This is a genomic window from Ancylobacter mangrovi (genome assembly GCF_024752355.1).
GTDB classification, from domain to species: Bacteria; Pseudomonadota; Alphaproteobacteria; order Rhizobiales; family Xanthobacteraceae; genus Ancylobacter; species Ancylobacter mangrovi.
Genome location: NZ_JANTHZ010000014.1, coordinates 60916 through 74916, shown reverse-complemented (window position 1 = coordinate 74916; position 14001 = coordinate 60916). Strand labels below are relative to the sequence as shown.

General features: G+C 70.8%; 16 protein-coding genes. 6 read left to right on the top strand and 10 right to left on the bottom strand.

Features of this window, described 5'->3' with window-relative positions:
• Positions 1–15 precede the first annotated feature (15 nt).
• Genes NVS89_RS21760 through NVS89_RS21740 form a run of 5 tightly spaced genes read right to left on the bottom strand, consistent with a single transcriptional unit; the run spans position 16 to position 4000 of the window.
• Positions 16–1044, bottom strand: coding sequence for a cyclopropane-fatty-acyl-phospholipid synthase family protein (locus NVS89_RS21760; RefSeq protein WP_258734876.1), 1029 nt, complete (start codon positions 1042–1044; stop codon positions 16–18).
• A complete protein-coding gene (locus NVS89_RS21755) occupies positions 1041–1856 on the bottom strand; it encodes a DUF1295 domain-containing protein (protein ID WP_258734875.1) in 816 nt (271 codons plus the stop codon). The genes NVS89_RS21760 and NVS89_RS21755 overlap by 4 nt, the downstream gene beginning before the upstream one ends.
• On the bottom strand, positions 1853–2749 hold the full coding sequence (locus tag NVS89_RS21750) for an alpha/beta hydrolase (RefSeq protein WP_258734874.1): 897 nt from the start codon (positions 2747–2749) through the stop codon (positions 1853–1855). Before NVS89_RS21750 ends, NVS89_RS21755 begins: the two co-directional genes overlap by 4 nt.
• A 7-nt stretch (positions 2750–2756) precedes the next feature.
• Positions 2757–3437 carry a ChrR family anti-sigma-E factor gene (locus tag NVS89_RS21745; protein ID WP_258734873.1) on the bottom strand — a complete coding sequence of 227 codons (681 nt, stop codon included), beginning with the start codon at positions 3435–3437 and terminating at the stop codon, positions 2757–2759.
• Positions 3434–4000, bottom strand: a complete 567-nt coding sequence (locus NVS89_RS21740) for a sigma-70 family RNA polymerase sigma factor (protein WP_374114624.1) — start codon at positions 3998–4000, stop codon at positions 3434–3436. Before NVS89_RS21740 ends, NVS89_RS21745 begins: the two co-directional genes overlap by 4 nt.
• A gap of 220 nt (positions 4001–4220) precedes the next feature.
• Between NVS89_RS21740 and NVS89_RS21735 the strand changes: the two genes are divergently transcribed.
• The 3 genes from NVS89_RS21735 to NVS89_RS21725 are packed head-to-tail and all read left to right on the top strand — an operon-like array spanning position 4221 to position 7645.
• Entirely contained in the window at positions 4221–5597 is a 1377-nt protein-coding gene (locus tag NVS89_RS21735) for an NAD(P)/FAD-dependent oxidoreductase (protein WP_258734871.1), read from the top strand.
• Positions 5597–6397 (top strand): DUF1365 domain-containing protein, encoded by an 801-nt coding sequence (locus NVS89_RS21730; protein ID WP_258734869.1) that lies wholly within the window; start codon positions 5597–5599, stop codon positions 6395–6397. The genes NVS89_RS21735 and NVS89_RS21730 overlap by 1 nt, the downstream gene beginning before the upstream one ends.
• A 6-nt stretch (positions 6398–6403) precedes the next feature.
• Positions 6404–7645, top strand: coding sequence for an SAM-dependent methyltransferase (locus tag NVS89_RS21725; RefSeq protein WP_258734868.1), 1242 nt, complete (start codon positions 6404–6406; stop codon positions 7643–7645).
• 4 nt (positions 7646–7649) lie between these two features.
• On the opposite strand, the gene NVS89_RS21720 is transcribed toward NVS89_RS21725, so the two are convergent.
• The 5 genes from NVS89_RS21720 to NVS89_RS21700 form a co-directional block, all read right to left on the bottom strand.
• Positions 7650–8048 carry a DUF2147 domain-containing protein gene (locus NVS89_RS21720; protein ID WP_258734867.1) on the bottom strand — a complete coding sequence of 133 codons (399 nt, stop codon included), beginning with the start codon at positions 8046–8048 and terminating at the stop codon, positions 7650–7652.
• Between the two features lie 225 nt (positions 8049–8273).
• Positions 8274–8546 carry a cell division topological specificity factor MinE gene (minE, locus tag NVS89_RS21715; protein ID WP_258734866.1) on the bottom strand — a complete coding sequence of 91 codons (273 nt, stop codon included), beginning with the start codon at positions 8544–8546 and terminating at the stop codon, positions 8274–8276.
• Positions 8543–9355, bottom strand: a complete 813-nt coding sequence (gene minD / locus NVS89_RS21710) for a septum site-determining protein MinD (RefSeq protein WP_258734865.1) — start codon at positions 9353–9355, stop codon at positions 8543–8545. Before minD ends, minE begins: the two co-directional genes overlap by 4 nt.
• Before the next feature lie 14 nt (positions 9356–9369).
• A complete protein-coding gene (gene minC, locus NVS89_RS21705; RefSeq protein WP_258734864.1) occupies positions 9370–10089 on the bottom strand; it encodes a septum site-determining protein MinC in 720 nt (239 codons plus the stop codon).
• Positions 10090–10218: 129 nt separating this feature from the next.
• Positions 10219–11139, bottom strand: coding sequence for a LysR family transcriptional regulator (locus tag NVS89_RS21700; RefSeq protein ID WP_258734863.1), 921 nt, complete (start codon positions 11137–11139; stop codon positions 10219–10221).
• A 147-nt stretch (positions 11140–11286) separates the two neighbouring features.
• Between NVS89_RS21700 and NVS89_RS21695 the strand changes: the two genes are divergently transcribed.
• The 3 genes from NVS89_RS21695 to NVS89_RS21685 all read left to right on the top strand — a co-directional run bounded on the left by NVS89_RS21695 (position 11287) and on the right by NVS89_RS21685 (position 14001).
• Complete coding sequence (locus tag NVS89_RS21695; protein WP_258734862.1) at positions 11287–11757, top strand: GAF domain-containing protein; 471 nt, start codon at positions 11287–11289, stop codon at positions 11755–11757.
• A gap of 159 nt (positions 11758–11916) precedes the next feature.
• The gene (locus NVS89_RS21690; protein WP_258734861.1) at positions 11917–12879 is read left to right on the top strand and encodes a Bug family tripartite tricarboxylate transporter substrate binding protein; all 963 of its coding nucleotides are present in this window, start codon (positions 11917–11919) and stop codon (positions 12877–12879) included.
• Positions 12880–12948: 69 nt separating this feature from the next.
• Positions 12949–14001 carry a tartrate dehydrogenase gene (locus tag NVS89_RS21685; protein WP_258734860.1) on the top strand — a complete coding sequence of 351 codons (1053 nt, stop codon included), beginning with the start codon at positions 12949–12951 and terminating at the stop codon, positions 13999–14001.

Sequence of the window (14001 nt, the reverse complement as noted above, 5' to 3'; positions counted from 1 at the left end):
CCGCCCGCCCGCACGTCATCCGCGCGGGCGCAGCAGATAGTGGCTGACGCCCCATTCCTCGCCGCCGCGATGGCCGAACAGCCCGGCGGTGGCGAGGTAGAACAGGCGCCAGCGCCGCCGCCACAGCCCGCCCTCCGCGCCATAGACGTCGCGCAGCACCTCGTCGATCCGCCCACGATTGGCGTCGAAACGCGCGAGCCAGTCCTCGGCGGTGCGCGCATAGTTGCGCCCGCTCCAGCGCCATTCGCCCTCGACCGCGAAGCTGTCGCTAACGCAGCGCACCAGCCCCTCGCTCGGCATGATGCCCCCGGTGAAGAAGTGCTGCGCGATCCAGTCCTCCTCGTCCGCATGGTCGAAGCGGTAGGGCACGGCGCGGTGGGTGAAGACGTGGAGGAACAGCCGCCCCTCCGGCGCCAGCCAGCCCCGCGCCCGCTCCAGCAGCGCGCGCCAGTTGGCCATGTGCTCGAACATCTCCACCGATACGATGCGCTCGAACATGTCGCGGGTGTCGAAGGCGTTCATGTCCGCCGTCAGCACCTCGAGATTGGCAAGGCCGCGCGCCCGCGCCTCGCCCTCGATGTGGAGGCGCTGGGGAGCCGAGTTCGAGACCGCCACGATCCGCGCGGCCGGGAAGCGCTCGGCCATGAACAGGCTGAGCGAGCCCCAGCCGCAGCCCAGCTCCAAGATGCGCTGGCCGTCCTCGAGCCCGGCATGGGCGCAGGTCTCCTCCAGCGCGTGCAGCTCGGCCTCGGCCAGCGTCGCGGCGCCCTTGTCATAGAGGCAGCACGAATATTTCCGGTGCGGCCCGAGGGTGAGCGCGAAGAACTCCGGCGGCAGCTCGTAATGCTGGTCGTTGGCGCGCTCGGGATGCTCGGCGATGGGCCGCGCCGCCATCTCCTCGGCAAAGCGGCGCTCCGTGCCCGGCGGCTGCGCGGCGAGCGCGCGGCGGGTGCGCCCGACCAGCATGTCGATGCCGAGGCGCGTGAGGGAATCCGGCAGGGGCAGGCGCTCGGCGACGCGGCCGGCCGTGGCGATGAGGGTCATGTTCTCGAGCTCCGCTGGCGGCCCGGGGGACCGGGCCAGAACGCGTTGACCCGCCGCTGGTAGTCGCGGAACGCCGTGCCCCTCGAGCGCAGCATGTGCGCCTCCGTCGGCGGGATGCCGGAGACGTGGACGAGCAGCACATAGATGAGGAGCGGGGCGAGGAAGGCGGCGAAACCCCAGGGATGGGTGCCGGTGACGCTGATGGCGATGGCGGGATAGGCGAGCCAGCCGAGCCATTCGAAGAAATAATTGGGGTGGCGCGTCAGCCCCCACAGGCCGATGTCGCACACCTGCCCGCGCCGGGCCGGGTCGGCGCGGAACCGGGCGAGCTGGCGGTCGGCGACCGCCTCGCCCGCCACCGCCGCCAGCGCCAGCACGACGCCGAGCCCGTCGCCCCAGCGCCAGGACGGCGCGGGGTTATGCGCCGCGGCCATCACCGCGAGCACGAGCACGAGCGAGGCCAGCGCCTGGATCTGCAGGAACACGAACAGGCGCCGCGAGGCGTGCGGGCCCCATTCACGGCGCAGCTCGGCATAGCGCGGGTCGTCGTGCCCGCGCAGCGTGCGCTGAAGGATATGGCCGCCGAGGCGCAGCGCCCACAGCGCGATCAGCGCCGCCACCACGATCCGGCGCGGCGGCCAGCCCGGCCCGGTCGGCAGGAGGCAGGCGGCGACCCCGCCCGCCCCGGTGGCGAAGGACCAGACCGTGTCGACCCAGCCGTGATTGCCGCTGCGCTCGGCGGTGAGCCAGGCGCCGGCCATGGCAAGCGAAAGCCCGGCCGCTATGAGGAGGATGGCGGCGAGCGGGCTCATGTCGCCCCCTCCCCGTCCGTGACGCGGTGCACGAAGACGCTCACATCGTCGAGCACGGGCGCCAGCAGGCGCAGCGGCCAGGCGAAGGCGCCGAGCACGGTGCGATGGTCGACGCGCGGATAGACCCGCGTCGTCACCCGCCCGCCCCGCTCGCGGATGCGGGCGGCGAGGCGCTGCGTATTGGCCGGCTCGACTGTGTCGTCATTCGCGCCGGTGGCGAGGAAGGCCGGCGCCTCGCGCCCGGTGACGAAGTTGATCGGCTGGCTCAGCGCCCGCTCCGGCTCCGGGCCGAAGATCGCCTTCAGCGTGGCGCTGTGCAGCGGCAGGAAGTCGTAGGGTCCGGCGATCCCGGCAAGGCCGGCGACGTCGCGCCGCGCGTCGAGCCCCTCGCCGGCCAGCCATTGCGGGTCGAACGCCAGCATGGCGGCGATGTGGGCGCCGGCCGAATGGCCGGCCAGCACCAGCCGTCCTGGGTCGCCGCCGAACCGGGCCGCGTGGTCGCGCGCCCAGCGCACCGCCCTCGCCCCGTCCTTCAGGAAATCGGGAAAGCGCACCTCGGGGTAGACGCGGTAGTCGGGAATGAAGGTGACGATGCCCCGGCTCGCCAGCGCCGCGCCGACAAAGCGGTAGAGCGCACGCTCGCCCTCCTCCCAGCCGCCGCCATAGAAGAACACCACCACCGGCCGGCCGGTGCCTGTGCCGTCGCCCTCACTCGCGCCACGCGGAGCGTAGACGTCGATGCCGTGGCGCGGGCCGTCCGCATAGGCGAGCCCCGTGGTCGCCACGACGTCTTCCAGCCGCGACAGCGTATTGAGCGCGGCGACCGGGGCGACGACGGCGGTCGCAGTGCCGCCGGCGAGCATGGTGAGCGCGACCAGCACAAGCTCGCGCATGGCGGCCTCAGAGCTTGATGAAGGGCTGGATCAGGCGGCCGAAGAAGCCGGTGAGCCGCATCCCGCCCTCCAGCGCGGCGAGGCAGATGCACTCGCCCTCGGGATCGACGATCGGCTGGTGCTCGATCTCGTGGCCCATCTCGCTCAGGTCGCCGGGCAGATAGCGCCCGTAGCCGTCGGAGAACGAGCCGACCAGCACCTGCGTGAACTCGGTGCCGACATGGCCGTGCTCGGGCAGCTTGCGGCCAGGCCCGACGCGCAGCAGCGTCAGCCGGGCTTCCGGGTCCTCCGGCAGCCGGACGGCGCTGGCGCGCACGCCGATGCCGATCCAGCGCCACGGCCCGAACTCGCAATCGGCGAGCGGCGCGGGAATGGGGATGCCGCCCGGCAGCAGCGACGGCGCGCGGCCGGACGAGGAACGCGCGGCCGCCGGCTTGCGGGGAGCCGCCCTCCCCGCCTCTTCCGCCTCGATGATGCCGAGCGCGGCGGCGAAGGCGTCCGGCGCCATCGGCACCGGTTCCATCTGCTCCAGCACTGCGCCGCCCACGGCCTCGAACTGGGCGAGGCGGGCGCTGCAGGCCGGGCAGCCCGCCAGATGCACCGCCACCACGCGCGCCGGGCCGGCGTCGAGGTCGCCGGCGGCGTAGCGCATCAGGGTTTCGTCCGTTGCGTGATGATGGATCGTCATGATTGGGCTTCCAGCAGCGCACGCAGCCGCCCGAGGGCGAGACGCACGCGCGACTTGACCGTGCCGAGCGGCAGGCCCAGCTCGCGGGCGATTTCCGAATGGGCCTTGTCGCCGAAGAAGGCGAGCCGCACCACGAGCGCCTGCTCGTCGGAGAGCGCCTTCAGCGCCGCCCGCACGCTGGCCTCGCGCTCGGCGGCAAGCAGCAGCGTCTCGCCGGAAGGCGCCGGCTCGTCTTCCACCGGCACCTCGCCCTCGGCGGAACTCGCCACGCGGGCGCGCCGCAGATGGTCGATCCGCTGGTTGCGGGCGATGGTGAAAATCCAGGTCGACGCGCCCGCCCGCGCCGGATCGAAATAGGACGCCTTGCGCCAGACATTGAGCATCGCTTCCTGCGCGACCTCCTGCGCGGTGTTGGCGGGCAGGCCCGATCGGCGCAGGAAGGCGTTCACGCGCGGGGCGAAATAGCTGTACAGCCGCGCATAGGCCTGGCGGTCGCGATCCTGCGCGACCTTGCGGATCAGCCCGGCGAGTTCGTCGCCGTCCGGCACCGCCTCGTCCTCCATGAGATGCGTCACGACCGTCCCCCGGCGCGCCGGCGGGGCGCCGGTAGGCATGGCGGATCGGGCATGGTCGAGCAGGGCATTCATGACCTCTTCTACGCACGGCCCGCGCGGCCGGATCATTCACCGCCGGTCGATCCGACGGGTGATCCGGCGCCGGGGACGCTGCGTACAGACTAGACAAGCTCGCCCGATCGCTCCACCGGCCAGGAAACCGCGCGCCATGAACATTCGTCAGGACTTCGCGCCCGGCACGTCGCGCCGCATCGCCGTGGTCGGGGCCGGCATCTCCGGCCTCTCGGCGGCGTGGCTTCTCTCGCGCCGCCACGAGGTCACGCTGTTCGAGGCCGAGCACCGGCTCGGCGGGCACTCCAACACGGTGGAGGCGCACGGCACCCCGGTCGACACCGGCTTCATCGTCTACAACGAGGCGACCTATCCCAATCTCACCGCGCTGTTCGCCCATCTCGGCGTCGCGACGCGGGCGAGCGACATGTCGTTCGCCGTGTCGCTGGACGGGGGGCGGCTGGAATATTCCGGCTCGGGCCTGCGCGGCCTGTTCGCGCAGCCGCGCAACCTCGCCTCGCCCCGCTTCGCCTCGATGCTGAAGGACCTGCTGCGCTTCTACCGGCAGGCCCCGCGCGACCTGCCCGCGCTCGGGCTGGCCAGCCTCGACGACTATCTCGACGCCAACGGCTACGGCCGCGCGTTCCGGGACGACCATCTCTACCCGATGGCGGCGGCGATCTGGTCGACGCCGGCGGCCGATGTGGGCCGCTATCCGGCGGCGGCCTTCGTGCGCTTCTGCGACAATCACGGCCTTCTGCAGCTCACCGGCCGCCCGGCCTGGCGCACCGTTACCGGCGGCAGCCGCAACTATGTCGCGCGGCTGCGCGACGACTATCGCGGCACGGTCGCCGCCGGTCACGCGGTCACGTGGATCCGGCGGCTCGCGGGCGGCGTCTTCCTGCGCACGCGGGACGGCACCGAGCACGCGTTCGACCACGTGGTGATCGCCGCCCATGCCGACCAGGCGCTGGCGATGCTGGAGGCGCCGACGGCGGCCGAGCGCGAGCTGCTCGGTGCTTTTCGCTACAGCCGCAACGAGGCGGTGCTGCATTCCGACGCCCGGCTCATGCCGCGCCGGCGCGCAGCGTGGTCGGCGTGGAACTACCTCGCCGACCGGCGCGGCGCGGCGGAACCCGGTGAGACCGTCTCCGGCGGCGGGAAGCTCTGCGTCACCTACTGGATGAACCGGCTCCAGCACCTGCCGCAGGAGCGTCCGCTCTTCGTCACCCTCAACCCGGTCGCGCCGCCGGCCGAGCAGGCCGTCGCCTACCGCACCACCTATCGGCACCCCATGTTCGACGCGCGGGCGATGGCCGCGCAGGCGCGCCTGTGGTCGCTCCAGGGCGAGGGCGGGGTCTGGTACTGCGGCGCCTATTTCGGTGCCGGGTTCCACGAGGACGGGCTGCAGGCCGGGCTCGCCGTCGCCGAGGCGCTGGGCGGCGTGCGCCGGCCGTGGACGGTGGCGGAGGAATCCGGGCGCATCACGCTGCCCGGGATCCCGGCACTGTCGCCGATGCGGGAGTTCGCCTGATGAGCGCGCGGCACTCCGCCCTCTGGCACTCCGCCCTCTATGTCGGCTCGGTGATGCATGTGCGGGTGCGGCCGAAGCGTCACCGGCTGGCCTACCGCCTGTTCTCGCTGCTGCTCGACCTCGACGAGCTCGGCGCGCTCGACCGCGAGCTGCGCCTGTTCTCGCTCAACCGCTTCAACGTCTTCAGCCTCTTCGAGCGCGATTATGGGAACGGCGACGGCCGCTCGCTCAAGGCCCATGTCGAGCGCCTGCTCGGCGAGGCCGGGCTGGAGGCGGATGGCGGACCGGTGCGGCTGCTCACCATGCCGCGCCTGTTCGGCTACGCCTTCAATCCGCTGAGCGTCTATTTCTGCCACCGTCGCGACGGCTCGCTGCTGGCGCTGCTCTACGAGGTGAACAACACGTTCGGCCAGCGCCACGCCTATCTGATCCCGGTCGCCCGGGGAGAAGAGGCGCCGCTGCGCCAGAAGGCGGAGAAGCGCTTCTACGTCTCGCCCTTCATGGACATGGACCTCTCCTATGCCTTCCGCGTCGACCCGCCGGGCGAGGCGCTGCGCATCGCCATCCTCGCCAGCGACGCGCAGGGGCCGGTGCTGAGCGCGGTCCACACCGCCCGCCGCCGCCCGCTGGATGATGCCGGGCTCGCCCGCGTGCTGCTCGGCCAGCCGCTGCTGACGCTGAAAGTGATCGCCGGCATTCACTGGGAGGCGCTGCGGATCTGGCTGAAAGGCATCCGGCTGCGCCCGCGCCCGCCGGCGCCCGAGCACCCCGTCACCGTTTCGCCCACGCACCGTTCCTGAGGACAGATGCCGATGCGCATGGACGCCAATCGCGCCACCCAATTTGCCCGCCATCGCGAAGCGCCGGCCGCCCCGCCGCTGCGCCTGCGCGAGGCCGTGCTGGCGCGCGTGCTGGGGCACCTCGCCATGGGCGCGCTCACCGTGGTGACGCCGGACGGGCGCAGCCTGTGCGGACAGGGACGCCGTCCGGGGCCGGAGGCGACGCTGGTGCTGCACCGCTGGCGCGCGCTTCGCCGGCTGATCGTCGGCGGCGACGTCGCCTTCGCCGAAGCGTATGTCGCCGGCGACTGGTCGAGCCCGGACCTGCCGACCTTCATCGAGCTCGCGGCGCACAACCTTCCCGCGATCGCCGACCGCATCGCCGCCCTGCCGCCGATAAGGCTGTGGAACCGGCTGCGCCACCTGTTCCGGCGCAATTCGAGGGCCGGCAGCCGGCGCAACATCGCCTTCCACTACGATCTCGGCAACGATTTCTACCGGCTCTGGCTCGACGCCGGCATGAGCTACTCCTCGGCCATCGCCATCGCCCCGGGCCAGAGCCTGGAGGCGGCGCAGCTAGCGCGGCTGGAGCGCATCGTCGCGATGCTGGACGTCGCGCCCGGCCAGCGCGTGCTGGAGATCGGCTGCGGCTGGGGCACGCTCGCCGCCACGCTGGCGGGGCGCGGGGTCGACGTCACCGGCATCACCCTCTCGCGCGCCCAACTCGCCCATGCGAACGCGCTCGTCGCCGCCGATCCGCATCTCGCGGCCCATGCCCAGTTCCGCCTGCAGGACTATCGCGAGGTGACCGGGCGCTACGACCGCATCGTCTCGATCGAGATGCTGGAAGCGGTGGGCGAAGCCTACTGGCCGGTCTATTTCGCCAAGCTGCGCGAGTGCCTCGCAAGCGGCGGGACGGCGGTGCTGCAGGTAATCACCATCGACGAATCCCGGTTCGAGGGCTACCGGCGCAACACCGACTTCATCCAGCGCCACATCTTCCCGGGCGGGATGCTGCCGACCAAGGCCCACATCGCCCGCCATGCCGCGGCGGCGGGGCTGGAGCTGATCGAGACGCAGTTCTTCGGGTCCGGCTATGCGCAGACGCTGGAGCAGTGGCGCACCCGCTACGTCGCCGCGCGGGCGCAGATCGACGAGCTCGGCTTCGATCCCGAGTTCCACCGCCTGTGGGACTACTACCTCGGCTATTGCGAGGGGGGCTTCCGCGCCGGCGCCATCGATGTCGGGCTCTACCGGCTGAAGGGCTAGGCCCTCACTCGACCCGCGACCAGGAGACCGACCGGCAGATCAGGCCGCCGAGAATGCAGCCGCGGGTCTCGAGCTGGTCCTTGCCGACCGTCATCCGCATCGAATAGGTCAGGTCGCGCTGGGGGTCGTAGGCCGTGCCCGTCAGCGTGTCGGCGTCCTGCGGCTGGAGGGCGAGCACCAGCCGGTCGCCCACGGCTTCCCCGCCGGACGTGTCGCCGATCCACAGATTGACCGCGCAGATCTTGTCGTCGCACGGGGCGATGCGCACCCGCGCATTGCCGTCGCCACGGTTCCACACGCCGAAGGGATCGGGCGAGCCCGCGCGGGCCGGGGCCGGGACGAGGGTGGTGGCGAGGGCTGGGGCGAGGGCAAGCGCCAGGACAGGCGCGAGGCGGCGATGCATGACGATCCTCCCGACGGGACGCTAGGGGCTGTACCCTCTACGCATCGCGGGATCGGTCGGATCGCTTCGCCGTTCCGGCGAATGGCCAGCCGGCACAGCATTCGTGGGCGGCGGAAGCGGGAGACGCGGCGTGCGCGCCTAGGGACGGCGGCGGCGGACGGGCCGGAAGCGGGCGGCCCGCCGCCGCCGTCTGATGTGTGGCCAAGCGTGCGGCCAAATGTGCGGCTAGGCCGCCTGGCTGATCCCGAGCTCGATGTTGCCGCGCACCTCGACCTCGATCTCGAGCACCGACATCGGCGTGCCGCGCTCGAGCCGCACCTTCACATTGTCCCGCTCGCAGGGCACGTGCTTGGCGACCACGGCGAGGATGTCCTCGCGAAGGCTCGACAGCAGGTCGTTGCCGCCGAGCACCTGGCGCTCATGCGAGAGCAGGATCTGCAGCCGCTCACGCGCCTGGGGCGCGCTGGTGTTTGAAAACAGGCGCTTCCACAACGTCATGCCGCCCTCCGCAGGAACTTGCCGAACAGCCCGAGGCGCTGCTTCGGCGCCTCCATGGCGATCTCCTCGCCTTTGAGGCGCAGCGCCGCGTCGTGATAGGCCCGCGCCGGCGCGCTGTTCGGCTCGTGGATGGAAACCGGAACGCCCATGTTGGAGGCCTTGAGCACGTCCGAGCTCTCCGGCACGATGCCGAGCAGCGGCAGGGAGAGAATCTCCAGCACGTCCTCGGTCTTCAGCATGTCGCCGCGCGCCGCGCGGACGGCATCGTAGCGTGTCAGCAGCAGGCGCTTGTCGACGGTCTCGCCGCGCTCGGCCTTGAGCGTCTTCGCGTCGAGGATGCCAACGATGCGGTCGCTGTCGCGGACCGACGAGACTTCCGGGTTGGTGACGACGATGGCAATGTCGGCATGGCGCATGGCGAGCGTCGCCCCGCGCTCGATCCCGGCCGGGCTGTCGCAGACCACCCAGTCGAAATGGCGGGAGAGATCGCCGATCACCTTGTCGACGCCCTCCTCGGTCAGGGCGTCCTTGTCGCGGGTCTGCGAGGCCGGCAGCAGGAACAGCGAGTCCAGCCGCTTGTCCTTGATCAGCGCCTGCGGCAGCCGGGCGTCGCCCTGGATGACGTTCACGAAGTCATAGACCACGCGCCGCTCCGCCCCCATGATCAGGTCGAGGTTGCGCAGACCGACGTCGAAGTCGACGACGACCACTTTGTCGCCGGTCCGGGCCAGTGCGGCACCGATGGCGGCCGTCGTCGTGGTCTTGCCGACGCCGCCCTTTCCCGACGTGACTGTGATGATCTTAGCCATGCCTCGCTTCGCTCCTAAAGTGCGGCCATCCGCAATGTGTCGTCGGCAGTCCATACCCGCACGGCCTTCCCCCTGAAGGCGTCGTCGATGTCTTCCGCCGTCCGGTAGATGCCGTCGACGGCGAGCAATTCGGCTTCCAGCCGGGTGCAGAAGATCTGGGACTCGGCGCCGAAGGTCGCGCCCGCGATCGCCCGGCCGGCGAGGGTCCCGTAAACGTGGATCGATCCGCCGGCGATGATCTCGGCGCCCGCGCCGACCGAGCCGATGATGGTGACATCGCCCTCGAGGCACATGAGCGACTGGCCGGAGCGGATGCGCCGCTCGACCAGCATGTTGACCGGGGTCGCCGGCTTGCGCGGCTCGGCCGGGGCCGGCGTCGCGACCTCGGCGGCCGCCGCGGCCTCGGCGACGGGAATGGAGGAATCGCGCCCGCCGCGCAGCACCGGCGGCATCGAGGCGTCGACCAGGCTGGGGCGCACGCCCTCGAGGCCGGTCAGGCGGACGCCGCGGGCGGCGAGCTCGCCGATCCAGCGCTCCACATCCGCCTTGCTCTGCGCGGTGTCGGCGAAATCGAGGACCACGGTGCGGCCGGTGAAGAAGCCGGGCGAGCGCTGCACCCAGACGTCGAAATCGGCCAGCCAGGGCTGAAGCGGGGTGTCGGCCACCAGCGTCAGCGCCATGAAGGAGCGCCCACGGAAGCGGATCGACGGTCCGGTCTGGCTCACTGCGTTCACGGCTCGAATCTCCCCCCTCTTGGAGGGATAGATTCGGTTAATCTTGGTTAACGTCCGGTTAATCGGCCGGCGGTAAAGTATTGCTGCAAAGAGGTGTCCGGCTCCCTCCGGCAGGGTCGGCGGGCGCCGCTAGGCGCCGCCCGGCAGGCCCGACGCCTCGGCGAAATGGCGCCGGATCAGCGACTGGAAACCGGTCGCGGCGGAGGACATCGGCCGCCCCCGCAGGCGCATGATCGCCAGCGTGCCGCCGAACACGGCCGGGTCCACCGGCCGCGTCTCCAGCCGGTCGTCCTCGGGCAGCGAGGTGCTCGACAGGATGGTGACGCCGACGCCTGCGCGCACGAACTGGGACACCGCGCTGTAGGTGTTGACGGTGATGGTGTAGTTCAGCCGGAACCCCGCGCTCGCCGCCGCGCCGTCGAAGATGCGCCGCAGGTTCGAGGAGGGCGGCATCGACACCAGCGGCTCATCCTTCAGGTCCTGCAGGCTCACCCGCTCATAGCGCGAGAAGCGGTGGCCCCTGGCGAACACCACGTGGTAGTGGTGCTGGCACAGCTTGTCGACGAACAGGTCCTCATAGGGCTCGCTCAGCGTGCCGATGCCGAAGTCGACCTGCCCCGAGCGGATCATCCCCATCGTGTTGCTCTGGATGCCCTCGAAGATCTGGATGATGACGTTCGGGTTCGCGCGCTTGTACTCGATCACCATGTTGGAGAGCATGTTGGTGGCGAACGACATCGGGCACGAGATCGCCAGATGACCGCGCGTCTGGTCGCGCAGCTCGCGTATCGCCTCCGAGCCGAGCTCGAGATCGTGCAGGATCCGCTCCGCCAGCGGCACGAACTCGGCGCCGGCCGTCGTCAGCGCGACATGGCGCGTGGTGCGGTCGAACAGCGCGATGCCGAGCTCCTCCTCCGCCGAGCGGATCATGCGCGACAGGCCCGGCTGCGAGAGCTGCAGCTCCGAGGCGGCGGCGATGAAGCTCGAATACTTCGCCACCGCCGTGATCGCCTTGAGCTGGCGGATGGACAGGTCCGGGATGTCTGACATGGCGGCGGTCCGTCGGAGCGGGAGCGGCGAGATCCGAGAGATATATGCGAAAATCGCATCAGTAAACGGTATCAGAAATTATTTGATATGAAGAACACCGCCACCTAGCATCCCTGGAACGGTTCCGGGGATGCGGGTGGAGGGACGATGAAAGCGGCGCAGGATATTGGCGGACGGTTCGACGCGGTCCTCTCCGCCCTGCTCGACGGCACCGCCGGCAGCCGCACCACGTTGCGGATCGACCTGCCCGAGTTCGGCTTCCACGTGAACGACGTCGCCGGCGAGGCGCGGCGGCCGGAGGAGAAGTCGCTGCGCGGCGAGACCGGCATCGACCAGCGCGCCGTCGAGACCGTGAAGTGGCTCGACCGCGAGCGCCGCCCGCTGATCCAGGGCGACCTGTCCAATACCGACGTGCCCGCCCCGCAGGCGCTGATCGAGATCTACGGCGCGCGCGCCCAGATGCTGGCGCCGATCATCGTCAAGGACGCGCTGCAGGGCTGGATCTCGGTCCATTACAGCAAGGGCGCGCGCGACTGGAGCGCCGCCGACACCGCCGCCCTCGACGAGGCGGTGAAGAGCGTGCAGGCGATCATCGCCCCCTACGCCGGCCGCCTCTGAGAGCGGCGCCGGCCCGGCGGGACGCCGCCGGCAAACACGGATCTTGCCGTCGGGCGGCATGCCCCGACGGCCGCGAGACTGATTGCCCGCTGTCAGGCGTCGAAGAAGCGCCGGCTCGGGCAAGGACAAGGCCGAACAAACAATCCAGAGGACGAAACTATGCGGAAGATGATCTGCGCGCTCGGCGCGTCCCTATGCCTGTTCGCCGCGCCCGTGCACGCTGCCGACTACCCGACCCAGCCGATCAAGCTGGTGGTTCCCTTCGCCCCCGGCGGCAGCGTCGACACGGTGTCGCGCATCGTCGGCCAGGAGCTCACCAAGGAGCTCGGCCAGTCGATCGTGGTCGAGAACCGCGCCGGCGCCGGCGGCAATATCGGCTTCGAGGCGGTCGCCGCGGCGGCACCCGACGGCTACACCCTGCTCATGGCCTCCTCGCCGCTGGCGGTGAATGTCAGCCTCTACAAGAAGCTCGGCTACGACCCCGTGAAGAGCTTCGCGCCGATCTCGCTGGTCGCGCTGCAGCCGAACGTGCTGGTGGTCAATCCCGAGCTGCCGGTGAAGAGCGTCGCCGAGCTGATCGCCTACGCCAAGGCCAATCCCGGCAAGCTGAACTTCGGCTCCTCGGGCCTCGGCGCCTCCCAGCATCTCGCCGGCGAGCTGTTCAAGCGCCGCACCGGCGTCGACATGGTGCACGTCGCCTATCGCGGCGGCGGCCCGGCCATGACGGACCTGGTGGCCGGCCGCATCCAGCTGATGTTCGAGACCATCCCGAGCGCGATGCCCTACATCAGCTCCGGCCAGCTCCGCCCGCTCGCTGTGACGGTCGACAAGCGCTCGGCCCAGCTCCCGGACGTGCCGACCATGGCCGAGGCCGGCGTCACCGACTTCGTCGCCCGCGGCTGGCTCGGCATGGCGGCGCCCGCCGGCACCCCGCAGCCGATCATCGACAAGCTCAACGCCGCCGTGGTCAAGGCGCTGGCCGAGCCGGCGGTGGCGAAGCGCCTGACCGAGCTCGGCCTCGTCGTGCAGGGCACCAGCCCGGCCGAGTTCGCGAGCTTCCTCGATTCGGAGATCGCGAGCTTCCACACCCTGATCACCGAAGCGCACATCACGCTAAACTGACGGTCGAGTGACGCGCAGCGGCCGGCTGCGGCCGGTCGCTCGCCCCCCGTGCCACAGAGAGTCAGCAGCATGAAGACGTATCGCATCGCCACCATTCCGGGCGACGGAATCGGCCACGAGGTCATGCCCGAGGGCATGCGCGTGCTGGAGGCCGCCGCCCGGCGCTTCGGCTTCACCCTCACCTGGGACGAACGCGACTGGTCGTGCGAGCGCTTCCACCGCACCGGGCAGATGATGCCCGAGAACGGCCTCGATGAGATCGCCGGCCACGACGCCATCTATCTCGGCGCCGTGGGCTATCCCGGCGTGCCGGACCACGTCTCGCTCTGGGGCCTGCTGATCCCGATCCGCCGCAATTTCGACCAGTACGCCAATGTCCGCCCGGTGCGCCTGATGCCCGGCGTGCGCTCCCCGCTCGCCGACCGCAAGCCGGGCGACATCGACATGCTGATCGTGCGCGAGAACACGGAGGGCGAATATTCCGCCGTGGGCGGGCGCGAGAATGTCGGCACGCCGGAGGAACGCGCGGTCCAGCAGAGCATCTTCACCCGCAAGGGCGTCGACCGCGTCCTCAGATACGCCTTCGAGGCCGCCGGCAAGCGGCGCTCCAGCGTCACTTCCGCCACCAAGTCCAACGGCATCGCGATCACCATGCCCTATTGGGACGAGCGGTTCGCGGAGATGGCGGCGCAGTATCCCGGCATCACCACGGCGCAGTTCCACATCGATATCCTGGCCGCGCATTTCGTGCGCAACCCGCAATGGTTCGACGTCGTCGTCGCCTCGAACCTGTTCGGCGACATCCTGTCCGATCTCGGCCCGGCCTGCACCGGCACCATCGCCATCGCGCCCTCGGCCAACATCAATCCGGAGCGGCTGCATCCCTCCATGTTCGAGCCAGTGCACGGCTCCGCGCCGGACATCTTCGGGCGCAACATCGCCAACCCGATCGGCCAGATCTGGTCCGGGGCGATGATGCTCGAGCATCTGGGCGAGCCCGACGCCGCCGCCGCCATCGTCGCCGCCATCGAGGCCGTGCTCGCCGAGGGTCCGCGAACGCCGGACCTTCACGGCAGCGCCTCGACGCAGGAGGTCGGAGCCGCGATCGCCGCGGCCCTGTGA

What these genes read in the sequence shown, in the direction of transcription:
- NVS89_RS21745 (WP_258734873.1), bottom strand. Translation starts at nt 3,437, where the DNA reads ATGACGATCCATCATCACGCAACGGACGAAACCCTGATGCGCTACGCC.
- NVS89_RS21755 (WP_258734875.1), bottom strand. Translation starts at nt 1,856, where the DNA reads ATGAGCCCGCTCGCCGCCATCCTCCTCATAGCGGCCGGGCTTTCGCTT.
- minD (WP_258734865.1), bottom strand. Translation starts at nt 9,355, where the DNA reads ATGGCTAAGATCATCACAGTCACGTCGGGAAAGGGCGGCGTCGGCAAG.
- NVS89_RS21740 (WP_374114624.1), bottom strand. Translation starts at nt 4,000, where the DNA reads ATGGAGGACGAGGCGGTGCCGGACGGCGACGAACTCGCCGGGCTGATC.
- NVS89_RS21700 (WP_258734863.1), bottom strand. Translation starts at nt 11,139, where the DNA reads ATGTCAGACATCCCGGACCTGTCCATCCGCCAGCTCAAGGCGATCACG.
- NVS89_RS21760 (WP_258734876.1), bottom strand. Translation starts at nt 1,044, where the DNA reads ATGACCCTCATCGCCACGGCCGGCCGCGTCGCCGAGCGCCTGCCCCTG.
- NVS89_RS21730 (WP_258734869.1), top strand. Translation starts at nt 5,597, where the DNA reads ATGAGCGCGCGGCACTCCGCCCTCTGGCACTCCGCCCTCTATGTCGGC.
- NVS89_RS21725 (WP_258734868.1), top strand. Translation starts at nt 6,404, where the DNA reads ATGCCGATGCGCATGGACGCCAATCGCGCCACCCAATTTGCCCGCCAT.
- NVS89_RS21690 (WP_258734861.1), top strand. Translation starts at nt 11,917, where the DNA reads ATGCGGAAGATGATCTGCGCGCTCGGCGCGTCCCTATGCCTGTTCGCC.
- NVS89_RS21735 (WP_258734871.1), top strand. Translation starts at nt 4,221, where the DNA reads ATGAACATTCGTCAGGACTTCGCGCCCGGCACGTCGCGCCGCATCGCC.
- NVS89_RS21750 (WP_258734874.1), bottom strand. Translation starts at nt 2,749, where the DNA reads ATGCGCGAGCTTGTGCTGGTCGCGCTCACCATGCTCGCCGGCGGCACT.
- NVS89_RS21720 (WP_258734867.1), bottom strand. Translation starts at nt 8,048, where the DNA reads ATGCATCGCCGCCTCGCGCCTGTCCTGGCGCTTGCCCTCGCCCCAGCC.
- minE (WP_258734866.1), bottom strand. Translation starts at nt 8,546, where the DNA reads ATGACGTTGTGGAAGCGCCTGTTTTCAAACACCAGCGCGCCCCAGGCG.
- NVS89_RS21695 (WP_258734862.1), top strand. Translation starts at nt 11,287, where the DNA reads ATGAAAGCGGCGCAGGATATTGGCGGACGGTTCGACGCGGTCCTCTCC.
- NVS89_RS21685 (WP_258734860.1), top strand. Translation starts at nt 12,949, where the DNA reads ATGAAGACGTATCGCATCGCCACCATTCCGGGCGACGGAATCGGCCAC.